The organism is Undibacterium sp. Ji50W, from assembly GCF_049340445.1.
Classification (GTDB): Bacteria; Pseudomonadota; Gammaproteobacteria; order Burkholderiales; family Burkholderiaceae_D; genus Undibacterium.
Window position 1 is genome coordinate 255208 of record NZ_JBMPOX010000003.1, and the last position, 22406, is coordinate 277613.

At 52.0% G+C, this 22406-nt stretch carries 22 protein-coding genes; 12 read left to right on the forward strand and 10 right to left on the reverse strand.

The features are described from left to right. The first annotated feature begins 39 nt into the window (after positions 1 to 39). Positions 40 to 252 (forward strand): cold-shock protein, encoded by a 213-nt coding sequence (locus ACO0K9_RS08145; RefSeq protein WP_186947843.1) that lies wholly within the window; start codon positions 40 to 42, stop codon positions 250 to 252. A gap of 696 nt (positions 253 to 948) precedes the next feature. Here ACO0K9_RS08145 and ACO0K9_RS08150 read toward each other — a convergent pair. Next, positions 949 to 1923, reverse strand: coding sequence for an alpha/beta fold hydrolase (locus ACO0K9_RS08150; RefSeq protein ID WP_422983632.1), 975 nt, complete (start codon positions 1921 to 1923; stop codon positions 949 to 951). A gap of 55 nt (positions 1924 to 1978) precedes the next feature. Next, on the reverse strand, positions 1979 to 2137 hold the full coding sequence (locus tag ACO0K9_RS08155; RefSeq protein ID WP_422983634.1) for a hypothetical protein: 159 nt from the start codon (positions 2135 to 2137) through the stop codon (positions 1979 to 1981). Between the two features lie 53 nt (positions 2138 to 2190). On the opposite strand from ACO0K9_RS08155, the gene ACO0K9_RS08160 reads away from it, so the two are divergent. Both ACO0K9_RS08160 and ACO0K9_RS08165 read left to right on the forward strand, forming a co-directional pair. Continuing rightward, positions 2191 to 2649: a GyrI-like domain-containing protein gene (locus ACO0K9_RS08160; RefSeq protein ID WP_422983636.1), complete on the forward strand. Its 459-nt coding sequence runs from the start codon at positions 2191 to 2193 to the stop codon at positions 2647 to 2649. 28 nt (positions 2650 to 2677) lie between these two features. Further along, a complete protein-coding gene (locus ACO0K9_RS08165; RefSeq protein WP_422983638.1) occupies positions 2678 to 3541 on the forward strand; it encodes an AraC family transcriptional regulator in 864 nt (287 codons plus the stop codon). 113 nt (positions 3542 to 3654) lie between these two features. Here ACO0K9_RS08165 and ACO0K9_RS08170 read toward each other — a convergent pair whose 3' ends face one another. From ACO0K9_RS08170 to ACO0K9_RS08180, 3 genes are all read right to left on the reverse strand, one after another. After that, positions 3655 to 4416, reverse strand: coding sequence for a head GIN domain-containing protein (locus ACO0K9_RS08170; protein ID WP_422983640.1), 762 nt, complete (start codon positions 4414 to 4416; stop codon positions 3655 to 3657). A gap of 178 nt (positions 4417 to 4594) precedes the next feature. Then, positions 4595 to 4807, reverse strand: a complete 213-nt coding sequence (locus tag ACO0K9_RS08175; RefSeq protein ID WP_422983642.1) for a hypothetical protein — start codon at positions 4805 to 4807, stop codon at positions 4595 to 4597. Between the two features lie 155 nt (positions 4808 to 4962). Beyond that, entirely contained in the window at positions 4963 to 5838 is an 876-nt protein-coding gene (locus tag ACO0K9_RS08180) for an alpha/beta hydrolase (protein WP_422983644.1), read from the reverse strand. A 99-nt stretch (positions 5839 to 5937) separates the two neighbouring features. Between ACO0K9_RS08180 and ACO0K9_RS08185 the strand changes: the two genes are divergently transcribed. From ACO0K9_RS08185 to ACO0K9_RS08200, 4 genes are all read left to right on the forward strand, one after another. Then, on the forward strand, positions 5938 to 6474 hold the full coding sequence (locus tag ACO0K9_RS08185) for a DUF2975 domain-containing protein (protein WP_422983646.1): 537 nt from the start codon (positions 5938 to 5940) through the stop codon (positions 6472 to 6474). Continuing rightward, positions 6474 to 6722, forward strand: coding sequence for a helix-turn-helix domain-containing protein (locus tag ACO0K9_RS08190; RefSeq protein WP_422983648.1), 249 nt, complete (start codon positions 6474 to 6476; stop codon positions 6720 to 6722). The genes ACO0K9_RS08185 and ACO0K9_RS08190 overlap by 1 nt, the downstream gene beginning before the upstream one ends. A 149-nt stretch (positions 6723 to 6871) precedes the next feature. After that, a complete protein-coding gene (locus ACO0K9_RS08195) occupies positions 6872 to 7666 on the forward strand; it encodes a class I SAM-dependent methyltransferase (protein ID WP_422983650.1) in 795 nt (264 codons plus the stop codon). Between the two features lie 124 nt (positions 7667 to 7790). After that, complete coding sequence (locus ACO0K9_RS08200; RefSeq protein ID WP_422983652.1) at positions 7791 to 8369, forward strand: YceI family protein; 579 nt, start codon at positions 7791 to 7793, stop codon at positions 8367 to 8369. A gap of 30 nt (positions 8370 to 8399) precedes the next feature. Here ACO0K9_RS08200 and ACO0K9_RS08205 read toward each other — a convergent pair whose 3' ends face one another. Beyond that, a complete protein-coding gene (locus tag ACO0K9_RS08205) occupies positions 8400 to 9200 on the reverse strand; it encodes an EamA family transporter (protein ID WP_422983654.1) in 801 nt (266 codons plus the stop codon). A 32-nt stretch (positions 9201 to 9232) separates the two neighbouring features. After that, positions 9233 to 10693: a hypothetical protein gene (locus tag ACO0K9_RS08210; protein WP_422983656.1), complete on the reverse strand. Its 1461-nt coding sequence runs from the start codon at positions 10691 to 10693 to the stop codon at positions 9233 to 9235. Positions 10694 to 10874: 181 nt separating this feature from the next. On the opposite strand from ACO0K9_RS08210, the gene ACO0K9_RS08215 reads away from it, so the two are divergent. Then, complete coding sequence (locus ACO0K9_RS08215; protein WP_422983658.1) at positions 10875 to 11336, forward strand: GNAT family N-acetyltransferase; 462 nt, start codon at positions 10875 to 10877, stop codon at positions 11334 to 11336. 66 nt (positions 11337 to 11402) lie between these two features. Here ACO0K9_RS08215 and ACO0K9_RS08220 read toward each other — a convergent pair whose 3' ends face one another. After that, the gene (locus tag ACO0K9_RS08220) at positions 11403 to 13118 is read right to left on the reverse strand and encodes an alkaline phosphatase D family protein (protein WP_422983660.1); all 1716 of its coding nucleotides are present in this window, start codon (positions 13116 to 13118) and stop codon (positions 11403 to 11405) included. A 181-nt stretch (positions 13119 to 13299) separates the two neighbouring features. Between ACO0K9_RS08220 and ACO0K9_RS08225 the strand changes: the two genes are divergently transcribed. Beyond that, positions 13300 to 13911, forward strand: a complete 612-nt coding sequence (locus ACO0K9_RS08225; RefSeq protein ID WP_422983662.1) for a glutathione S-transferase family protein — start codon at positions 13300 to 13302, stop codon at positions 13909 to 13911. 60 nt (positions 13912 to 13971) lie between these two features. Here the strand turns inward: ACO0K9_RS08225 and ACO0K9_RS08230 are convergent, their stop codons facing one another. After that, a complete protein-coding gene (locus ACO0K9_RS08230) occupies positions 13972 to 14343 on the reverse strand; it encodes a DUF423 domain-containing protein (protein ID WP_422983664.1) in 372 nt (123 codons plus the stop codon). A gap of 197 nt (positions 14344 to 14540) precedes the next feature. Then, positions 14541 to 18125: an indolepyruvate ferredoxin oxidoreductase family protein gene (locus tag ACO0K9_RS08235; protein ID WP_422983666.1), complete on the reverse strand. Its 3585-nt coding sequence runs from the start codon at positions 18123 to 18125 to the stop codon at positions 14541 to 14543. Positions 18126 to 18422: 297 nt separating this feature from the next. Between ACO0K9_RS08235 and ACO0K9_RS08240 the strand changes: the two genes are divergently transcribed. The 3 genes from ACO0K9_RS08240 to ACO0K9_RS08250 all read left to right on the forward strand — a co-directional run bounded on the left by ACO0K9_RS08240 (position 18423) and on the right by ACO0K9_RS08250 (position 22368). Then, positions 18423 to 20750, forward strand: a complete 2328-nt coding sequence (locus tag ACO0K9_RS08240) for a methyl-accepting chemotaxis protein (RefSeq protein WP_422983668.1) — start codon at positions 18423 to 18425, stop codon at positions 20748 to 20750. A 98-nt stretch (positions 20751 to 20848) separates the two neighbouring features. Next, positions 20849 to 21712 carry a diaminopimelate epimerase gene (gene dapF / locus ACO0K9_RS08245; RefSeq protein WP_422983670.1) on the forward strand — a complete coding sequence of 288 codons (864 nt, stop codon included), beginning with the start codon at positions 20849 to 20851 and terminating at the stop codon, positions 21710 to 21712. Beyond that, positions 21709 to 22368 (forward strand): DUF484 family protein, encoded by a 660-nt coding sequence (locus ACO0K9_RS08250; RefSeq protein WP_422983672.1) that lies wholly within the window; start codon positions 21709 to 21711, stop codon positions 22366 to 22368. The genes dapF and ACO0K9_RS08250 overlap by 4 nt, the downstream gene beginning before the upstream one ends. Positions 22369 to 22406: the final 38 nt, after the last annotated feature.

Below are 22406 nucleotides of genomic sequence, written 5' to 3' on the forward strand. Positions count from 1 at the left end.
GGGCAATGTTGCCTATGGTCTTATCAAAAGGAAAAAAACATGAGTACTCAAACAGGTATAGTTAAATGGTTCAACGACGCTAAAGGTTTCGGCTTTATTGCTCCTGATGCAGGCGGTGCAGATTTGTTCGCCCACTTCCAGGACATACAATCCAGCGGCTTCAAAAGCCTGAGCGAAAACCAACGCGTTTCGTTCGAACGTACTGCCAGCCCTAAGGGCGACAAGGCAAGTAACATTCAAGTTCTGTCTTAATCAGAATTGAATGACGGGTCTTTACAGACCCAGGAAAAAACAAGAGTCTTTACCTGTCAGGCTAGCGGTGTGTAGCGGCGTAAATTCGCCCCGCCATCCTGATGGTGTAACAGTCTCCAAGTTTGTTCAGTTGTAACGCTTTCTGAAGTCTGAAATTTTTACCGGCCAGTGCCACCATGCAGATAGCATGGGTTGCTGGCACAGTCTACAGGAAGCGAATGCGACAAACCCTTCATCTGTCAGTCTTCGTCCAGCACGAATGATTGATGCGCAGAATGATACTTACCGGCCAGTGGCACCACGCAGATAGCATGGGTTGTTGGAAAATGGTATTGTCGTTAAAGGGCCCACTGTTGATCAGTGTCCCCTGTGAACAACACCGCAGAGTAATTTCAGTCTACTCCGTCGCGCCTTCATTCTCACCGGCCAGATTTGCGCCTATGTGCAAACCGGAAAATGGTGTAGTGAAGTGTTGAAGGACCTCATTCGTGGTAAACCCTGTCGTGACATGAATCATTTCATTGGCCGACAGGACAAGGTAACTCAAACCCACATTGCACCGCGCAGATAGCACGGGTGATGCCAAGTCAATGGCACCATGCAGATAGCATGGGTTGTTGACGAGTTACCAGAATGTAGAGATGCCCGCCCCACGGTCAATACCGCAGGCGGGCTTTTTCCTTTTCCCCGCAGCTTTTACGGTACCGACTGCAAAAAATCCCTGACTGCAGCCACGGTTGCGACCGGGTCTTCTTCATGTGGCACATGACCAAGCTGTTCAAACATCACCAGTTTGCTGCCAACGATATCCTGCTGAAACCTTTTGGCGTTTTCCGGCGGGATCAAATGATCTTTTCCTCCCCAGATAATCAGCGTGGGTATCTTTATGCGCTTGATGCTGGCCGCCTGTGCACCATGATCAAGCTGGCTGAAACGCAGCCTTAGTGCATGGCGATTACCGGCACGCAGCGTCATGGCCTGATACCGGTCAACCAGTTCTGCAGTCACCTTATCCGGGTCACCGTACACATTTTTCACGCTGGCTTCCATCATGTGACGCGGCAGGGTATGTTCCATCAGCCAGGCTGCCTCTGGCATGCGCGCCAGACGGAAACCCAGCGGCATGGAAGTCGGCGTGAACGCATAGCCACCGGCATCTACCAGAATCAGGCGTTCTACCCTGTCCGGCGCGGCCACTGCCACCTGCCAGGCAATTTCACCACCCAATGAATTGCCACCGATGATGAAGTGGCTGACGCGCATGGTATCCATCAAATCCAGGATAAATTTCGCATAGGTCGGGCTGTGATAATCATCTTCAAAGTTCGGTCCGGTCAAACCAAAGGCAGGAATATCCATGCTAATGATGCGCCGCTGGCTTTTCAGTGCAGCTACCCAGCCTTCCCAGGTATGCAGACTGGCAGACGTACCATGGATGAGTACCAGCGGCACCGGGTCATCGCGCCGACCTTCATCACGCACATGGACCGGCAAACCTTTTACTGCGATGAATTGTGAGGGCGCAGGTGCCCAGCGCGGCAATAGTTCTTCCACCGGCTTGTCCGGCGCCCAGGTCAGCAAGATGGCAAAGCACACCATACTGAACAGCAACATGATGATGCCCAGGACAATCAGGGTAATCCGCACGGGCAGGCTTAACAGTTTTCGCATGCTGCACTTTCAAGGAAATGACGGCATTTTATCGAGACGTTCACAATCCGCTCTGTCAGAGTGTAGCGCAAGTCCTGGTGCCACCCGGCAAATGCAGCATGATGCCTTCCACGGATTCAAAAGCGCAAGTCAGGTACAGCGGCGTATAAAACGAGACGCTCAATTCTATCGACGATGTGCCAATCATATCGTGCAAGTCCGCAAGATTTGTCAAATGCTGTCATGTTAATGTACAGACTCAAGTCAACAATACAACAGGACATTGCCATGCAAACACAGATACAGGATATCAGCAGCTTTCAGGTCAGCGGCTTGCAGGTTCGTACCCACAACGCCAACGAAACCGATCCATCCACGGCCAGAATCGGTCCCATGTGGGGAGATTTTTTTAACCGGCAACTGGCGGAAAAACTGCCAAACAAAGCAAGCGGTGCAAAAGTCTATGGCGTCTATTCCAATTACGAATCGGATGCCAGCGGCGAATTTGATGTCATGGCAGGGGCAGCAGTATCGACCCCAGCAGAGGGTTTTGCCACAGTAAGCATCAAGGCAGGCAAATACCTGGTATTTGCCTGCGACGGTGAGATGCCCATGGCGGTGATTCAAGGCTGGGGCAAGGTCTGGTCTTATTTCGCCAGCAATACAGAACACGAACGGTGCTATCAGACTGATTTTGAAGAATATCCGGGGCCGCAGCAAGCTGCCATCTACATCGGTATAAAATAAGTTCAGTCAATAAAAATTGAAGACTCGCATGCCAGCCAACCCAGTCCATCAAATCAGTTATGAACGACGTCTGAGCCGCGTCACCAGTTACCTGCATGAGCATCTCGATGAAGACCTGGATTTGAACAGGCTGGCAGAGATTGCCTGCATGTCGCCCTATCACTGGCACCGCATCTACCGTGCGATACATGGCGAAAGCGTGGTGGCGACCGTCAAGCGTTTGCGCCTGCAAAGGGCCGCCACCTTATTGGCCCGTAGCAGCATGGCGATAGAACAGATTGCCGAATTTTCCGGCTACCCGAACCTGCAATCCTTCACCCGCATCTTTGCAGCGGTGTATGGCCTGCCCCCGGCGCGTTATCGCAAAGAGGGCAGCCACCAGCAATTTCCCTTGCCGGATGAACTCAGCGCCGACCTGCACTTTCCGGTTAACATCACTGGCGTCGCTACCCAGCAATTGCTCAGCATTGATAATCTTGGCAGCTATATGGGTATCAGTAAAACATTTGATATTCTGAACGGCTGCGCCGCATCGCGGCAATTGTTCAGGCCGGATACGCGTTGGATAGGGATATATTATGACGATGCGATGACGGTGGAGGAAGAAAAATTGCGTTCCAAAGCCTGCATCAGCGCACCCCGGCCGCTGCCAGAACAAGCCTTGCAGTCCCCACTGTCGGTCACTGAACTGCGGGGCGGCAAGTATGCGGTGCTGACATACAAAGGCCCGTATTCTGACATGCAACCGGTGTATCGCTGGTTCTTTGGTGCCTGGCTGCCTGCTTCCGGCGAGGAAATCGATGATGCACCGCCGTTTGAAGAATACTTGAACAATCCGCGCGATACGGCACCAACAGAATTGCTGACGAATATTTATATGCCTTTGCGCTAGTGTAGTGTTGCACGCAGATTGACGCTTATAAAATCGCGAGGATTTTTGACGCAATATCGGCGGAAAAGGCGCATTTTATAAGTGGCAAGAAGAGTGCAGCACTACACTAGGCATCAGGCAGGTACGTCGCCTTTGCGTGTCACCGAGCCAGATCCGCCTATGGATTTCTTGAGTTTGGGGTCACCGTAATAGCTCACATCGCCAGAGCCGCCTATGCTGGCATCCAGGTTGTCTTTGGCCCAGACCTCTGCCGTGCCCGATCCGCCGATTTTGATTTTGACCGTCTGTGCTTCCAGCTTGCCGGTATGGATATTGCCGGAGCCACCGATGCTGCCACTGAAATCACTTACCTGACCGGCTGCCAAAAAGTTGCCGCTGCCACCGATATTCACTTTAATCGTATCCGCCTTCGCTGTCTTCAACTGGATATCACCGGAACCACCAATAGCCACTTGCAAATCCTTGACAAGGATCTTGTCGGACCAGACTTTTCCAGAACTACCGACGGACAATTGTTCCAGGTTTTTGAAAAAGACCACGATATTCAGACTCTTGGTAGCGGGATATTTATTTTTGTCTGCCAACCGGATCTTCAGCCGCCCGCGCTCTACCACGGTTTCTATCAGGCTTTGCAGGTTGTCGTCCGTTTCTATCTGGATACCCTCTTTATCACCCTGACGCAATTCCATTTTGGCAGGCAAGGCAAGGTCAACTTCGGTAAAGCCCGTTGCTGCACGGTCCTGTTTTTGAATACTGCCGGAACCGGCGACAGCCTTGCCTCTAAACCATCCATCCGACCAATCTGCGGCGGCAGGCAAACTGGCCAGTACCAGCATGGCACCAAGGATATGGCGACGGGAAAATAAAGTATCCAAAATAATCTCCTGCGTTGTTGATTGGTATTGGTTGTTGGTGATTGTTGTTGATGCCAGTCTGACTATAGACAGATGATTAAGTTCCCTTCGCTTTTAAAACAAGCACTTGGCAGCATTGCAGCAGGGAAGACAGGATAGCGGCACTGACTTAGTCAGTCAGTACCGTGTTTATTTTGATTTACTTGGGCGGGGGATTTTTTGGTGTGGATGCAGGATTGCCACCAGGCGTACCCGATTGCAGGCGCTTGACCGTCACTGCCTTGCCTTTCTTTTTGCAAGGTTGATCTGACCATACCGGCTTGCCATCCACTTCACAACGAAATACCGGTGTCTGTGCAAAACTGGCCAAGGGGAAAGCCAGTAATAGCAAGACAAAACTTAATTTCTTCATGACAAGTACCAGTAAAAGATGTGAACCGCATTATAGATTCATATTAGGTGCATCCGTCTGGATTTGCCATGCTTTTCCAGTGTGTATTTAGTGTGCACTTAGTGTGTACTTAGTGTACATTTAATCAGCACATTAGCCGACCTGCCTCCCGTGGTTCAGATGGAACGAACGAAACCACAATACGCGTCCACCATATCGGTACGGCGCATCAGGCCATTATGGCCGCCACCAGAGCTGACCATAAAACGTTTATCAGCAGAGGGCAGCGCGTCATACACCTTGCGTCCCAAAGCCAATGGCGTGATCTGGTCCTGATCCCCAACCAGGACCAGGCTCTTGCCACGAAAACCGGCAACAGCACGGGTATTGTCTATGTCCTGCAAAGCCGGGCTCAGTTCAATAGTGACGAAAGCTTTGGCATACCAGGGCATGTTCGCCAACGCCCAGTCCATGGCGTTGCTTGCCGTTGATTCCAGCACCAGGCCATCGAGTTGCCGGTGCTGCGCCACATAGCCGGCAATAAAACTGCCCAATGACTGACCGTGCACGATCAGTTTACCCGTGGTCTGGGCCCTTGCATAATCATAAATGCGCAAGGCATCTGCCTGCATGTTGGCGACGTTGGGCTGGCCACTGCTGCGGCCATAGCCGCGATAGTCAAAGCTGAGCAAATTCACCCCGCATTGCTGCATGGCAGGTAACAGGTATTTTGCGCCATCATCCAGATGGAACATATTGCCACCGAAATACAGCACGCTGACCTGCGCCTGTTTCAACTGTATGCGTATGCCCTGCAAAGTTACACCATCGCTACTGTCCAGCCGCCATTCCGTCAGCTCGGCATTGGCTGCCATTTGCTGGACGCTGGCCGCATCGAGTTTTTCGGCAAGGCGATAACCGGAACGGCTATCTGGATGAATGAACTGGTTTTCACTGACCTGCACACTCATGCAAGCAGACAGACAGAATGCCGCCAAACACATCAATACCAGGCTAGAGCCCCTGAACAAGTTGCACATCAAGTTGCGCATCATTACTCCTTACGGTTTGCCGACAAGTCTATTACAATTAAACTATAACAGAAATAAATTACTGTAAAACGATAATTTATGATCACAATACAATTATTTATGAAAATAAGCCAACTATCCCGCCTGATCCGGCCCTTACTCTTGCTGTGCGCTGCCACGGAAGTGGCTTTCTTTATCCTGGCCTGGACAAACACCCTGTTGTATCTGGGCCCCTGGTCCATGCATGTTGCTGCCAAGGGCCTGCTCATTGAACAGATGCATACCATGCCCACCATGGAACGCAGCGTCGGTATCCTGCTGGGCCTGCCCGCACTGCTGTGCATGTTGTATGGACTGTGGAAGCTGGACAGATTGCTGGCCGGTATCCAGCAGAAAAACCTGTTTTCCTTGCAGAATATAGCGCGTCTGCGAACATTTTCCGGTGCCATAGCCCTGTCCACCCTGCTATCCATCGCAGAAGTGCCTGCCCGTACGGCCGTAATGCGGCTACTGCCCGGGCTGCAGGATGGCGGTTTCACGGTATCTGTATCTTCAGAAGAATTGATACTGTTGCTGGTATGCATAGCCTTTTATCTCGTCACAGGCATGATGCATGAGGGCCGCAGGCTGGCAGAGGAAAACGAGGGCTTCATCTGATGTCCATCATCATCAATCTCGATGTCATGCTGGCCAGGCGCAAAGTCAAATCCAAGGAACTGGCACAATTTGTCGGCATTACGGAACAGAATCTGTCCCTGCTCAAATCAGGCAAGGTAAAAGGCATACGTTTTTCCACCCTGGAAAAAATTTGTGAACGCCTGGCTTGCCAGCCCGGCGACATCATGGAATGGGTGAATGACGGCAGGCCATCTGAAGACCAGGCCGACACCAACAATCACAGCTAGTGGACTCATTTCATCGACAGGTTTGAGGTCTAAGCATGCAGCACATCTTGCCAAAACCGCTTATGATGCGCTGCACGATAGCCGCTTGCCCTGTCAGGGAACGTTTACGCGATCTGATGGTCATATCGTTTTTCCTTAGGAGAGTCCGAATGAAACAGTTTTTACTCGCTGTAAGCCTGTTGGCAGGCTTAGGTGCCAGTCAGGTATCCATGGCCGATGACGCCCTGAAAGCAGCCATCGCTGGCCCACAACGTACTCCGGCCAATACGGTACGTGACAGTGCACGTCACCCCTACGAAACCCTGACTTTCTTTGGCATCAAGCCGACCATGACGGTGGTTGAATTGTCGCCTGGCGGTGGCTGGTATACAGAAATCCTGGCACCGTATTTGCGCGACAACGGCAAGATGATCGCTGCCCTGGGGGACCCGGCAGTCAGCAAGGGTGCAGCCAGCTTCAAGCAAAAACTGGATGCCACCCCTGCCGTCTACGGTAAGGTACAAATGGGTGTTTTTGCGCCCCCAGCCAAGCTCGACTATGCAGCCAAGGGCAGTGTCGACCTGGTACTGACTTTCAGGAATATCCATAACTGGATAGGCAATGGCGAACCCGCCATGAAAGCCCTGTTCCAGAGCGCCTATGACAGTTTGAAACCAGGTGGTGTGTTTGGCGTGGTTGAACATCGCCTGCCCGCCAGCAAAGCCCAGGATGAAAAAGCCAGCACCGGGTATGTGCATGAAAGCTATGTCATCCAACTGGCGGAAAGCGTAGGCTTCAAGCTGGCCGCAAAATCTGAAGTGAATGCCAATCCCAAAGACATGGCTGACCATGAAAACGGTGTCTGGGCTTTGCCACCCACTTTTGCCAACAAGGAAAAAGACAAGGCAAAGTATGAAGCCATAGGTGAAAGCGACCGCATGACCTTGAAATTCGTCAAATCTTAATCTCTGAGCGGAATATCTGCCACACATGCCTGTGCCAGTGTGGCAGGCAGGATATTGATTTCTGGTAGCAAAGGCAGTAAGGGCCTATCATGGCGCTACTGCCTTTTTTATTTCATGCGCCACTATGCTCAGTACCCCTTTGCATCACCTTGCACTCGCCCTGATCACGCTGGCTGGCTGCCTGCCAGCCATGGCGCTGGATCGCTACCTGGTCGATACCGAACATACCTTCAGCAGTTTTGAATACAAGCATTGGGGTCTGTCGATGCAGCGCGGACGCTTCGACAAGAATACCGGCAGCATAGAACTCGATACCGACAACAAGAGCGGTAGCCTGCAAATTGACATCGATGCTGATTCCATCAATACAGGCTCAGACGCGTTCAATAAAATATTGCGCTCTGAAGGTTTTTTTGACGTACAAAAGTATCCTAAAATACTTTTTCAATCCAGCAAACTGATTTTCAATGAAGACAAGCTGGTACAGGTAGAAGGTGACTTGACCATACGCGATATCAAACGCCCGGTAAAGGTAGACATCACCCACTTTGAATGTCGCTTCATGATCCTGTACCTGAAGCGCGCCTGTGGTGCGAATGGATATACCAAGATCTTGCGCAGTGATTATGGCGTTGGGCGCTACGTGCCCTTTGTCAGCGATGAAGTGACCTTGTCATTCAGTGTTGAAGCCATCAAGGAATAATCAGCAAGCAGCAGAACGGCCTCAGTTGTCTTATGTGTAGCGGATAACTATTGCGCCTGCTACCGCCAGCAGGACAGCCGTCAACCGTCTTGCTGTTATTTTTTCATGCAGTATCCAGGCCGCAATCGCAGTGGCAAACAGGATGGATGTTTCGCGCAAAGCAGCGATGGCAGCCACCGGTGCCAGCGTCATTGCCCACAAGGCCAGGCCGTAAGAGGCAACTGAACAACTGCCACCAGCTATGCCCAGCACAACCTTGCCCTTGCTGTAATTGAAAAAAACATGCCGGTCTCTGAGCAAGACCAGACTTAACACCAGCAACGCAGTCAGCAAGAATATCCACATGGTATAGCCAGCGATAAAGCATGCGTTCAATAGCGCCAAAGCGTGCGTCGAAAAACCGTTGCCCTGCGACTTTTTCGGTGCCCTGTCCAGTACCGACAATCCGACGATACCCAGAACCAGCAGGCCCAGGCCCAGCCAGCGCATGGCAGGCACCGCTTCACCAATGATACTGCCACTGCCCACGGCCACCAGCAAGGGCGCTGTTCCCCGCATGAGCGGATAAGCCTGGCTCATGTCTCCAACCCGGTAAGCAGCCGCCAGCAAACAAAAATACACGACCTGCAAGACGACCGAGGCAAGAATATACGCCCAGCTTGCCCTCTCGGGCTGGCTGACAAAAGGCAAAACCAGCGCGCAGACAAAACCGGCACCGCTGGTGACCAATACCGTATTGAAAAACTTGTTTTCACCGACCTTGATCGCCGCATTCCATGCAGCATGCAGGAAAGCCGCGAACAGGACGATAGCGACGACGACTGTTGACATAAATACGCGGTCTCAATTCTGTCGAGACCCTGCTAGCGTAAAGCAACGATATTAACATTGCCCGCATCCATGTTGCTGCTGGCTTTTTCATGACCGATAAATTTCAATTGCGCTGACTTGGCATCCCATAACATGGCCGAACCGTCATACGGGCTGCGCAACGCCGCTGGGGCATGCGCAAGATAGGCTGGGATAGCCGCATCGGGGATTTTTTTACGCAAGATGTCAATCTGCAAGCTGACCAGGCGCAGATAGGCATCTGTGTCCAGGCTCTTGCCAATATACGTCAAAGCATAGTCTGGCATACCTACCTGCATGAGGATTTTTCCGACCGGGTTGTAGGCATGTGCAAGGTAAAAAGAAATGCTGCCGGTGTTCAAGGCTTCACGCATTTTTTTAAAGTTATCTTTTGATGTGCTGAAATCTACAGTTGTATTTCTGGCCGCATCGATGATGAATGTCCAGTTCCTGACGACCATATTGGTCGTGGCATTCGGCTGAAAAGTGAAATCACCTGGCAGATTCAACGGCCACGGTACAATTTCTGATTTGTCTTGTGTCATCGCCAGACTGGCACGCAGATTTTGGGAAAAATGTGCCTGCACACCTGCTTCATACAAAAATGGCCGTTCCAGGCTTCTCTCTGCCTCGGTCATGGGCAACACCAGTTGGCTGATGCGCTCTGCATATTGTTCCAGCAATGCCGGATACAAAACCAGCAGTTCGCTGACCGCACGCGCCTGTTTGCGTAGGGCAGTCTGCATCACCATTTTGGAAATCAGGCTGGAACTGTTTTTCAATGCCACTCTGAGATAGCGGTTATTACTTTCCATACGCTGCAAACCGGCATCCAGTTTACCGTCGGCGATATCAAAACTGGCCTGTGTCAGCAGCAAATCAATTGCACGACTTAAACTACTGTATGCTGGCAGACTTGCATTGACAGCCGGTATCAGGTGTTCTTCATAGTCCCCCAATTTTCGCATCAGTGCATAACGTTCAGCCAATACCTGATTGCTGGCCATTTGGTCCGTCAGCCCGGCACGATTTGCCAAATCCATCTGTACGCAATTTTGTATGGTTTGCCTGCAACGATTATTGTTCCAGTTAAAGCTCAGGGGATTCGCCTCCGTTTCAGGATGAGGATGGCTTTCGTAATAGGCTTTATCTTTCTGATATAGCGCCTGCTGAGCCTTGATTTTATCGATACCGTTTTTTAGCAGATCGGTGCCCAGTGCTGCGTTCATCATGACCAGTATGTAAAAGCCATTTTGCGCATCAGGCACATGAAATTCCTGCGTACGCAATAAGGCTTGCGCCTCAGGTGTCAAGGCTTCATCTTTCCAGTTAATGGCAATAAATGTCACTAGCAACAACAGCACAATAGCTGTAAGCACCAGGAAGATTCTCAGGCCCCAGCGGCCCAGCATTTTCAAGCTGGAATAATAGCCCTGCCTGGTCTGTCTGGTATTACCAATGAGCGTGTTTGACATGGATGATTTTCAATTGGGTTTATCAAGACATATAATTGTGCCTGCATACTCTGCTGAGCTAAGTGTGGATTATCTGCACACCGCCGTACCCAGTCCACGGTAAAATTATAAAATAAATACCGTTTACATCATCCAGCCTGTTTCTGAATAAACAAATTCCTGACACATACATCCCAGATAAATGTCACCGACCTTACGCTCCGCAGTGATGGCTGATTATGCTGTCATCGCCAACTGGATCAATGATGCTAAAGCTTGTGCCCGCTGGGCTGGGCCACAACTAGTCTTCCCGTTCGACAGCGCAGACTTGCCCGCCTTGCTGGCGAAACCAGAAGCGCAGGCATTTGTATTGATCGATGCGGACAAGGAAGTAGCCGGATTTTCCCAATTCTGGCGGCGCGATGCGCAGCGTGTGCATCTGGGCCGTGTCATCGTCTCCCCGAAAACACGTGGGCTGGGCTATGGCAGAGTATTGTGTAAACAGTTGATGCAGCAGGCCATCGCCGTGACAGGCTTGTCTGTCGTCAGCCTGCGCGTGTACCGTGATAATCCAGGGGCCTTGCATTTGTACAGCCAACTCGGTTTTGTAGCGGTCGAGGCAGAATCAAATGCAGAGGTATTGGCAATGGAATACAGCGTTTAAAGAGTCATGGCGAAGCCAGCACACTGCTGGCTTCGGCTGTGAACGGGTATTGGGTATTGCCCGGTATTACCCTGCATACGTGAAAGTATCCACACTGGTGGTATAGCTGGAACTGGTGACGGTACTGACATACACATATTCACCCTTGGCCTGAGTAGGTGTCACGGTGATCAGCATATAGCCGCGACGAGAGGTATCGATGTAAGTTATGTCATCCACCAGTGCTTTGATGGTGCCGGCCAGCGTTGCCGGTGCCACTACTGAGGGTGGGAACACCCCTTCAAAACCGGAAGAAGTCACCGACATGCCGGCAAATTCTGCCCCTATTTGTGTACCATCCGTCAGGGTCAGTTTATTGAACCAGGCGTTATGGCTGTCGCCCGACAGGACCAGGAATTTCTTGCCTGCCGTTTTCAGTTTCGCTGCCGAATTAAACACGTTATCGCGGGCATTCGGATAACCTTCCCAGTTATCGAAATTATAGGAAATCTTTGGATTCTTCAGCGGATCCAGCAAATCTTTTTGTGCCTGTGTCTGTGCCGCTACCGGGGTTGCCTTGGCAGTCAGGTAAGCCGTCACGGAATCCGCACTCAAATTCGTAAGCAGTACCGAAGCTGGCAATTGTATGCGTCCCATAACAGTCTGGTTACCCAATATCTGCCAACTTGCTTTGGAAGCTGTCATCTGTGTATCCAGCCAGGCTTGCTGGGTAGTGCCCAGCAATTGCTTGTTCTTGTTGAAGGCATAGGGCAGGAAATTGGGATCAGCAACATCACGACCTTGTGCATCCAGCATACGATCCGGTGCCTGCTCACGACCTATGATACGGGTGTCGAGCATGTGCAGTGACAGCAGATTGCCAAAATCAAACGACCGATAAATCTTCAACAAATTGGCGGTATCTGGTGAACGTATTGGCATCCACTCATGATAAACCTGGCTGGCCGCTGCCTTGCGCGCAGCCCAGCTTCCCTGGGTGGCAGGATTGTGATTTTCCGCAGCATCCATCCAGGCATTATTGGCAAATTCATGATCATCCCAGATGGTGATCATGGGCATGCGTGCATGCAGGGCTTTCAGATACGGATCAGCTTTATGCAAGGCATGGCGCGCGCGGTAATCAGCCACGGTAACTATCTCGCTGGCAGGCGCAGAAATACGGCCTGCCACCTGGGAGGCGACCGGTGGATAAACACCATCCTTGTATTCATAAATATAATCGCCCAGATGCAGGGCGAACTGGGCACCTGATGACACCGCACTGTCATAGGCATTGAAATAACCGGCAGGATAATCACTGCAAGAGAACACTGCCAGCTTGACCTGGTCAACATTGCCGACTGGCAGGGTACGGGTACGACCGACAGGTGACACGCTATTATTCGGTGCCACGAAGCGATAATAATATTCGGTATTGGCAGCCAGGCCTATGGCATCCACCTTGGCAGTAAAACCGCTGGCTGAACTTGTTGTGACCTTGCCTGACAACAGCACGCTGGCAAAACTCGCATCCGCAGCCATTTGCCAGGTCAGGTCCACACTGGCATCGGTCGATATCTTGGCATGCGTCCACAAGATCACGCGATCAGACAATGGGTCACCACTGGCAACCCCATAATTGAAGGCCGCCATTTCTCCATTCAGGATAGTCGAAGAACCACCACAAGCAGTCAGAACACCACCGGATGCCATGACGGCAGCAACTGAAGACATCTTGATGACAAAACCGCGTCTGGCGATATTTGCTGGTGCTTGTGAACTTTTTTTCTGATCGTTTTGCATTTGGCTCTACTCCCCTGGAAAATGAGAGATAGTAGGACTGCCTTATGTCAGGGATGTGACGCCGGCGAAAATTCCATCAGGAAATTCTAGAGCGCCCTCTCTAAGCCTTCTGTAGCCACTGCCGCACGCTTTCTGAAAACTGGGCATAATGGGCTTTTACTGTCCACAACCCGAGGTTCCCATGATAGAAGTCCACCATTTAAAAGAATCACGCTCACGTCGTATCACCTGGTTGCTGGAAGAACTGGGGCTGGACTACACCGTCATTTCGTATGACCGTGATCCCAAGACGCGTTTGGCACCGCCAGAACTGCAAAAAATTCACCCTCTGGGTAAAGCCCCGGTCGTACGTGATAAAGACCAGATCCTGATTGAGTCTGGTGCCATCATTGAATACCTGATCCGCACCTATGGCAATGGCCGCCTGGCGCCCGCTGTCGGCACGACAGACTACAACCGCTACGTGCAGTTCCTGCACTATGCCGAAGGTTCCGCCATGTTGCCGCTGCTACTGAAGCTGTATGTAGGCCGCCTGGGTGAAGCGGGCGCACCGCTGCACCCGCGTATCAGCAGCGAAGTGGCAAACCACTTCAGTTATCTGAATCTGGAACTGGAAGGCCGTGATTACTTCGTGGGTGACAGCCTGACAGGCGCAGACGTACAACTATCTTTCGCCATACAGTCCGCTGTACGCGGTGGCGGGCGTGAAGCCTTCCCTAACCTGACCCGCTTTGTCGATATGGTAGCGGCGCGTCCTGCTTATCAAAAAGCGGTGGCGAAAAACGGCGAGTAAGAAAGAAAATAGCACGTGCCCACAGAACAATTTGTGGGCATGGTGAGCAGACCTTGTATCTCAACGTTTTAATGCCGCCCACGCCAGCATCGCCCATCCTGCCAGAAACGCCACGCCACCTATAGGGGTAATCGCCCCCAGCACACGTATGCCAGTCAGCGCCAGCGCATACAGGCTGCCACTGAAAATCACTACCCCTAGCAACATCGCCCAGGCTGCCCGACGCAGCATGGCATGATCCTGTTGTTGCAACATGATGCCCAGCGCCAGCATACCCAGGCCATGCACCATTTGGTAGGTTACAGCGGTTTGCCAGATCACCAGCATGTCGGCACTCAGTATCTGTTTCAGCGCATGCGCACCAAAAGCTCCTGCGGCGACACCTGTGAACATGAGAATGGCCGCAGTAGCGATAAAGAAACGTGCTTGCATGATGTGTCCTGGGAATTCAGTAAAGCTGAATTGTAAGTCAAGATGAAATATGCTGATGTCAAGCCCACATATTTTTATCTGCACAATGTGAGAAACAAATTCAAAAAAATTTAGGCCACATGAAATAAAACAGGTCGCCCGCAGGCGACCTGTTTTTTCTTGCCATTACTACCTTAGTCAAACTAATTTAAACCCAGTCAGGCTGCTTTTTGCGCAGACTGTGCCGTATTGAATTCAGCAATCAGCGTTGCTTCCTTGGTCTTGGCAGCCTTGAAATGCCTTTCCTTGACATGGCCATAACCGCGTATGTCTTCCGGGATACTGGCAATCGCCACCGCCTTGGACAAATTGTCTGCATTCAGCAAGGGCAGTAACCTGTTCAGGGTTTGTTTGTACTCCACTGGCAAGGCACGTTCCATCTTGCGTTCGTCGGTATAACCGAAGATATCAAAGCTGCCGCCACGCAAAGACTTGAACCTGGCCAGCACGCCAAAGGCTTTCATCATCCATGGGCCAAACTGTTGCTTGATCAGATGGCCTTTATTATCACGCTTGGCAAACAGTGGTGGCGCCAGGTGGAAATTGATGGCGTAATCACCTTCAAACATGTCGGCAATTTTCTTTTGGAATTTGCCGTCGGTATACAAGCGGGCGACTTCATATTCATCTTTATAGGCCATCAGTTTGAACAGGTATTTCGCTACCGCTTCCGTCAGACGCAAAGGCTTGTTGCCATCGATCAGTTTGCTTTCTGCGGCCTTGACCTGGTTGACAAATTCACTGTATTGGCTGGCATAGGCGGCATCCTGGTAATCTGTCAGGAAAGTCACACGCTTGCTGATGGTGTCATCCAGCGTCGGTGCGCGTTTCAGTTCTATGACCTGGGTCGGTGCCACCAGGCGTTGTACTGCTGCCAGGTCATGCGCGGCCAGGCGGCCCCAGTTGAAGGCCTGTTTGTTAAAATCAATCGATACGCCATTCAGTTCTATGGCGCGCATCAAGGCCACTTCTTCCAGCGGTACCCAGCCTTTTTGCCACGAATAACCAAGGATAAACATATTGGTGGCGATATTGTCACCCATCAAAGCAGTGGCTATCGATGCCGCATCAATCAGGTCAACCCGGTCTGCGCCACAAGCCCTGCGGATATCATTTTCTGCCGATTCACCAGGGAATTGCCAGTTCGGGTTCTTGATGAAAGTTGAAGTCGGTGTGCCATTCGCATTGATGGCGGCATGCGTGCGGCCTTCACCCATGCGTGACAGGGCATCCTTGCCGGCTGTCACGATGAGGTCGCAGCCTATGACCAGATCAGCCATGCCTGTACCCACACGTGTCGACTGTATGTCATCTGCCTTGTCAGCCAGGCGCACATGCGACATCACCGCGCCGCCTTTTTGCGCCAGACCTGTCATGTCCAACACCGAACAGGCTTTGCCCTGCAAATGTGCCGCCATGGCCATGATCTGGCCAATGGTGATGACACCAGTACCACCTACACCGGTGACCAGTACACCGAAGGGTGTCCTGGTATCTGGCAAGGCTGGGTAAGGCAGGGTATTTACGTCCAGTGCATTGCCTGGCTCTATCTTGGTTTTCTTCGGTTTTTTCAGCTTGCCACCCTCTACCGTGACAAAGCTGGGGCAGAACCCCGTGACGCAAGAGAAATCCTTATTACAGGAAGACTGGTTGATCTGACGCTTGCGACCAAATTCGGTTTCCAGCGGCTCTACCGACAGACAATTTGATTGTACCGAGCAATCGCCACAGCCTTCACACACGGCTTCATTGATGACTGCACGTTTGGCAGGGTCAGGGAAACCGGGTTTGCCATCCTTGTCGATTTTTTTCCTGCGGCGACGTTTTTCAGAAGCGCAGGTCTGGTCATAGATCATCGCTGATACGCCCTTGGCCACGCGCAATTCACGCTGCACGGCATCGAGTTCACTGCGATGGCGCACGGTGACGCCCGCTGCCCAAGGATAACCGGCACCATATTTTTCTGGCTCGTCAGTGACCACGATAATCGGGCCCACGCCTTCAGCAGCGATCTGGCGTGAAATCATGCCTGGGTCCAGCGGACCATCAAATTCCTGACCGCCAGTCATGGCAACGGCATCATTGAACAGGATTTTGTAAGTGATATTCACTTCACCCGATACCGCAGCGCGTATCGCCAGCAAACCAGAGTGATAGTAGGTACCATCACCCAGATTACAGAACACATGGTTTTCGGTTGTGAACGGTGCCTGGCCTACCCAAGTCACACCTTCTGCACCCATGTGGGTGAAGGTGGACGTTTCGCGGTCCATCCAGGTCACCATGTAATGGCAGCCGATACCGGCCAGGGCACGGCTGCCTTCCGGTACTTTGGTAGAGGTATTGTGTGGACAACCGGAACAGAAATGCGGCACACGGTCCTTATTAGGATCAGGCTTGGACACCACATTCAGCATGGCTTCTTTGGCTTCCAGATACGCCACGCGTTCTTTCACGTGCTGCTCTACCGGATGGCCCGCAAAATAACGGCTGATGCGGGACGCAATCGCGCGGGCGATTTGTGCCGGGTTCAGTTCATACGTCGCTGGCAGCAGCCATTCACCATGGCCGGAACCATGCAAATTACTCCATTCACCAGTGTCATCAAATTTGCCGACTACGCGTGGACGGACTTTGTCTTCCCAGTTATACAGCTCTTCTTTCAGAGCGTATTCGAGGATCTGGCGTTTTTCTTCGACCACCAGGATTTCTTCCAGGCCGGTGGCAAATTCACGTACGCCTTCGGATTCCAGCGGCCAGGTCAGGCCTATCTTGTACAGGCGTATGCCTATGTCTTTGGCGACTTGCTCATCAATACCCAGATCAGCCAGGGCCTGGCGCGTATCAAGGTAGGATTTACCGGCAGTGATGATGCCGATCTTGGCATGTGGGCTATCCCAGATGATTTTATTGAGTTTGTTGGCACGCACATAGGCCAGCGCCGCATACCATTTGTAATTATTCATGCGGGTTTCTTGCGCCAGCACCGGGTCAGGTGTGCGGATGTTCACGCCATCGGCAGGCAAGACAAAATCTTCAGGAATAATCGGCTTGACACGATCTGGATCAATATCAACCACGGCACCAGATTCTACAATGTCAGTCACGCATTTCATCGATACCCACAGACCGGTATAGCGCGACATGGCGATGCCATGCAGGCCATAATCCAGATATTCCTGCACGGTGGACGGATACAAGACTGGAATACCGCAGGCTTTCAAGATATGTTCACTCTGATGCGCAGCCGTAGACGATTTTGCTGCATGATCATCACCGGCCACCACCAGCACACCCCCATGCCGGGAGGACCCGGCCAAATTGGCATGCTTGAACACGTCGCCGCAACGATCCACACCCGGACCCTTGCCGTACCACATGGCAAATACGCCGTCATATTTTGCACCCGGGAACATGTTAACCTGCTGCGTGCCCCATACTGTAGTGGCAGCCAGGTCTTCATTCACGCCCGGATGAAACTTTACATGGTGTTTTTCCAGGTGTTTTCTGGCCTTGGCAGCAGTAAGATCGACATTACCCAATGGCGAACCACGATAACCGCTAATGTAACCAGCTGTATTCAAGCCTGCTTTTTCATCGGCCTGGCGCTGCAACATCATCAGGCGTATCAGGGCCTGGGTGCCGGTCATGAAAGCGCGACCGCGCTCCAGCGTGAATTTATCGTCGAGGGAAATATGGTTGTCGATCAGCGCATGCTGCTCGGGTTTGAGTGGTGCATTCATGGGGTCTCCGTGCTTTTTATCGTTTGGGCAATGGTGTGCGCAACAAAACAGAATCACCTTGTGAGTGAATCATATACTTTTAGTAGCGGTAGCACATTAACACGCTGTACTGGCCATCCCAATGGACAGTAACACACAAAAAGACCAGTACAGTATGACTGACACTTTGGCAAAGTGTACTGGAATCAAAACAATGATTGCTTTCAGGATAAATTGTTTTTTTATTTATTTCCTCTCGTACCCAAGGCAAGAATCTGGGAAAATACTTTTGACGGCCTTTAAATCGCAAGGAAAACCATGTCGCAAACCAAGGCAACACTGCTTAGCAAGTTCATGAAACCCAGCTTATTCCTGATGAGCAAGCTCAGCCTGCACGTCAAGTTATTGGGTATATTTGCCACCTTGCTGCTACCTCTGGTATTGCTGACAGGCACAGTCCTACATCAGGTTGCGGAAGATTCTGACAACTCCCGGCTCGAACTGAAGGGGGCGGAAGCAACACAATTGATCATGAAAATCGTGGTCCAGACGCAAAAACATCGTGGTCAGATGAACCTCAAGCTGTCCGGACAGAATCTGGACGATGACCTGGCCAAAACCCGCAAAGAACTGAAGGACAGTCTCGACCAGTTGGATAGCTTTTTACCCAGCATCCAGCTACCGGACCTGGCAAGTGGCTGGAAAGCCACTGCCAATGAATTGCAGCAACTGGCAGCGGGCCAGGCTGCCACCAGCGTCAAGGAAAACACGGGGCATCATAGCCGCCTGATCAAGCAAAGCCTGTTGTTTTCTGCCCTGGTCAATGAAAAAACCGGCTTGTTAAGCAATACCGAAAACGCCAGTTTTTTGCTGATGGATGTGTCAATACGAAAAATGCCCGTCTGGATAGAAAACCTGGCATTGCTGCGCGGTGTGGGTTCTGCCTATATCAAGGCAGGCAGCATGGAATTTCCTGAAAAAGCAGGCATGGTTTCACGCACGGATGCCCTGCAAACCGCCATCAATGCAGTCACGGACATGGATGATGCCCTGAAACGCGCGGGTGAGAATATCGCCGTACCGGAAAAAGAAGCGCTGGATGCCAGTCTCGCCTTTGCCGCGCAGGCCCAGAAAAACCTGCTGGGGGAAAGCGTCAGCGGCGACGCCAATGAGTTTTTCGCCCTGGGTACAGCGGCGATAGAAAAGACCGTCGTATTGCAAAAGACCATGCATGGCAGGCTGAGTACCCTGCTGCAAGAACGTATCGACCGTCTCGATACTTACCGTCAGGTGATGCTGACCGTGTTGCTGCTGATCGTGTTACTCAGCTGTTATCTGGCACTGGGCTTTTATCGTGGTTTCATGTTTGCCCTGAATGAAGTTGGCCGCTCTGCCCATTCGGTCGCTGCTGGTGACTTGACCAATCACGTCCATATCACCGGTCGCGACGAACTGGCACGTACCGGTAATCTGCTGGAAGGCATGAATGAAAACCTGTCACGCCTGGTCGCCAATGTGCGCAGTAATGCCAGCATGGTGGCGCAACTGGGGCAAGGTCTGGCGCTGGGGATCAGCGAATTGAACATACGTACGGAACAGCAGGCATCCAGTCTGGAAGAAACTTCGGCCAGCGTCGACGACCTGGCAGATACCGTCAAAAAGAATGCCGACAGTGCACGTGCCGTCGATAATCTGGCCGCCAATTTACGGCTGATCGCCGAATCCACAGGGGATGACATGCGAGCAGCAGTCGAATCCATGAACGGTATCCATCAAAGCGCGCGCAAGGTGCAAGAAATTGTCAGCCTGATCGATGGCATTTCCTTCCAGACCGATATCCTTGCCCTGAACGCGGCGGTAGAAGCATCACGCGCAGGTGAACATGGCCGCGGTTTCGCTGTCGTCGCCACCGAAGTGCGCAGCCTGGCACAGCGCAGTGCCGACTCTGCCCGCCAGATACGCCGCCTGATTGATGATTCGGTCAATCGGGTTGATGATGGTGTCAGGCAAATCAACAACGTCAATCAAACCCTGAGTGAAATCGTCGAAGGCATACGCAGTCTGGCTGGTAACATCAACTCCATCTCTACCGCTTCCAGTGAACAAAGCAATGGCTTGTCACAAATCTCTGAAGCCCTGCGTCACCTGGATGAAATCACACAAAGCAATGCGCAGATGGCAGACCATGCCAAACATTCTTCGCTGAGCCTGGAAGAACGGGCGCGGGCGCTGACCAAGTCGGTATCCACCTTCAAGTTACTGCAAGGCACGGCAGATGAAGCCTTTGCCCTGGTCAAGAAAGCAGCCACCCTGTATGACAGCCATGGCCAACGCGCCCTGGCCATGATCACGGCGAATGCAGACAAGCTGTACGCTGATCGCGACATGTATGTGTTTGCCTTTGACCGCAAGGGCCAATACCTGGCATTTGCCGGCAATGCGGCCAAGCTGAAGGTCAATCTCTTCCATGTTGATGGCCTGGATGGCAAAAAACTGGTCGGGGATGCCTTCAAGGTAGGGGCAACCGGGGGCTGGATCGATTACACCATCGTCAATCCCACATCGAAGAAGGTGGAATCCAAAACCTCATATATCGAAATCGTGGCTGACAACCTGGTCCTGGGCTGCGGCGTCTACAAGGTGTAGGTATAGGTTTAGGCCCGGTTTGAAGGTTTAGAAGCGCCAATCGGTAAGGCTTGCAGCATAATCTCGTGGTAAATGCCGCGCCGCGATATAATCATGATATGAAACTCAAATTCACCAAAATGCATGGTGCAGGCAATGATTTCGTCGTCATTGACGCCATCAACCAGCAAATCAATCTTAGCTCAGCCCAATGGCGGCTGATTGCTGACCGTCGCTTTGGCATCGGTGCCGACCAGATACTGGTGGTGGAACGGTCCAGCAAACCGGATGTGGATTTTCGGTACGTCATATACAACAACGATGGTGGTGAAGTGGAGCAATGCGGTAATGGCTCACGCGCCTTTGTCCAGTTTGTTCTTGAAAAAGGCCTGACCACCAAATCCAGCATACGGGTGGAAACCATGTCCGGCATCATCGAGCCGCGCAGGGAAGAAGATGGTAGCATCACCGTCAACATGGGTGCGCCGATACTGGAAGCCGCACAAGTCCCCTTCCAGGCTGATGAGCTGATCCCCATGCACCAGGCTGATGATAGTTTGTGGCCGCTGGAAATCAATGGCAAGACCGTATGGATTTCTGCCGTTTCCATGGGCAATCCACATGCGGTGCAGGTAGTGGCCTCGGTTGACGATTTTCCGATACCGGTCGATGGCCCCTTGATAGAAAATCATCCACGCTTCCCACGAAGAGTGAATGCCGGGTTCATGCAGGTGATGGAACGCAAGCACATACGCCTGCGCGTTCATGAGCGTGGTGCCGGTGAAACCCTGGCCTGTGGTACCGGTGCCTGCGCAGCAGTTGTCACTGGCATACGCCGGGGCTTGCTGGATAGCCCGGTACGTGTCAGCATGCGTGGCGGTGAACTGTCGGTTGCCTGGGAGGGTGAAGGCAAGCCGGTATTCCTCAGCGGTCCGGCAGTGACCGTCTTCGAAGGCGAAATTAATCTCACAGAAACAGCATGAATTCCAACGACATCGCCACTTATTTGATACAGCACCCGCATTTTTTTGAAGAACATGCAGAATTGCTGGGCACCATCAAACTCACCAGCCCGGTTATGGGGCGCGCCATCTCGCTGCAAGAACGTCAGATGGAAGTGGTACGCGAAAAATACCGGGGGCTGGAATTGCGCATGGCAGATTTGCTGCGTATCGCGGAAGAAAATCATGACATCAGCCAAAAATTCCAAAGCTGGACACGGGCATTGCTGCTGGCACGCAATGATGTCGATCTGCCCCATGTATTGACGCAAGGCCTGCAGGATATTTTTAATTTGCCGCACGCCACCCTGCGCCTGTGGAATGTCGGTATAGACTATGCGCATACTTGGTTCGCCAGCACCACCAGTGACGATGCCCGTTTGTTCGCCAAGGGCCTGACCGCACCTTACTGTGGCAAGAATCATGATTTTGAAGCGGCTGGCTGGATCGATGCCGAGCAGCCCGTGCAATCGCTGGCCATGTTGCCACTGCGCCTGACCGCAACTTCACCCACCTTTGGCTTGCTGGTACTGGGTTCGCCCGACCCGGCACGTTACACCAAGGACATGGCGACCGATTTCCTGATCAAGATTGCCAGTACCAGCAGTGCAGCATTGAGCTGCCTGGTGGATCTGTAATCAACCACTAGTACCATGCGCCCATACCGGGCCGTTGC

Excerpts from the sequence above, each read along its gene's own strand:
- ACO0K9_RS08235 (WP_422983666.1), bottom strand. The coding sequence starts at position 18,125 with ATGAATGCACCACTCAAACCCGAGCAGCATGCGCTGATCGACAACCAT.
- ACO0K9_RS08220 (WP_422983660.1), bottom strand. The coding sequence starts at position 13,118 with ATGCAAAACGATCAGAAAAAAAGTTCACAAGCACCAGCAAATATCGCC.
- ACO0K9_RS08185 (WP_422983646.1), top strand. The coding sequence starts at position 5,938 with ATGAAAATAAGCCAACTATCCCGCCTGATCCGGCCCTTACTCTTGCTG.
- ACO0K9_RS08160 (WP_422983636.1), top strand. The coding sequence starts at position 2,191 with ATGCAAACACAGATACAGGATATCAGCAGCTTTCAGGTCAGCGGCTTG.
- ACO0K9_RS08145 (WP_186947843.1), top strand. The coding sequence starts at position 40 with ATGAGTACTCAAACAGGTATAGTTAAATGGTTCAACGACGCTAAAGGT.
- dapF (WP_422983670.1), top strand. The coding sequence starts at position 20,849 with ATGAAACTCAAATTCACCAAAATGCATGGTGCAGGCAATGATTTCGTC.
- ACO0K9_RS08190 (WP_422983648.1), top strand. The coding sequence starts at position 6,474 with ATGTCCATCATCATCAATCTCGATGTCATGCTGGCCAGGCGCAAAGTC.
- ACO0K9_RS08200 (WP_422983652.1), top strand. The coding sequence starts at position 7,791 with ATGCTCAGTACCCCTTTGCATCACCTTGCACTCGCCCTGATCACGCTG.
- ACO0K9_RS08215 (WP_422983658.1), top strand. The coding sequence starts at position 10,875 with ATGTCACCGACCTTACGCTCCGCAGTGATGGCTGATTATGCTGTCATC.
- ACO0K9_RS08175 (WP_422983642.1), bottom strand. The coding sequence starts at position 4,807 with ATGAAGAAATTAAGTTTTGTCTTGCTATTACTGGCTTTCCCCTTGGCC.
- ACO0K9_RS08180 (WP_422983644.1), bottom strand. The coding sequence starts at position 5,838 with ATGCGCAACTTGATGTGCAACTTGTTCAGGGGCTCTAGCCTGGTATTG.
- ACO0K9_RS08225 (WP_422983662.1), top strand. The coding sequence starts at position 13,300 with ATGATAGAAGTCCACCATTTAAAAGAATCACGCTCACGTCGTATCACC.
- ACO0K9_RS08150 (WP_422983632.1), bottom strand. The coding sequence starts at position 1,923 with ATGCGAAAACTGTTAAGCCTGCCCGTGCGGATTACCCTGATTGTCCTG.
- ACO0K9_RS08165 (WP_422983638.1), top strand. The coding sequence starts at position 2,678 with ATGCCAGCCAACCCAGTCCATCAAATCAGTTATGAACGACGTCTGAGC.
- ACO0K9_RS08205 (WP_422983654.1), bottom strand. The coding sequence starts at position 9,200 with ATGTCAACAGTCGTCGTCGCTATCGTCCTGTTCGCGGCTTTCCTGCAT.
- ACO0K9_RS08195 (WP_422983650.1), top strand. The coding sequence starts at position 6,872 with ATGAAACAGTTTTTACTCGCTGTAAGCCTGTTGGCAGGCTTAGGTGCC.
- ACO0K9_RS08250 (WP_422983672.1), top strand. The coding sequence starts at position 21,709 with ATGAATTCCAACGACATCGCCACTTATTTGATACAGCACCCGCATTTT.
- ACO0K9_RS08210 (WP_422983656.1), bottom strand. The coding sequence starts at position 10,693 with ATGTCAAACACGCTCATTGGTAATACCAGACAGACCAGGCAGGGCTAT.
- ACO0K9_RS08240 (WP_422983668.1), top strand. The coding sequence starts at position 18,423 with ATGTCGCAAACCAAGGCAACACTGCTTAGCAAGTTCATGAAACCCAGC.
- ACO0K9_RS08230 (WP_422983664.1), bottom strand. The coding sequence starts at position 14,343 with ATGCAAGCACGTTTCTTTATCGCTACTGCGGCCATTCTCATGTTCACA.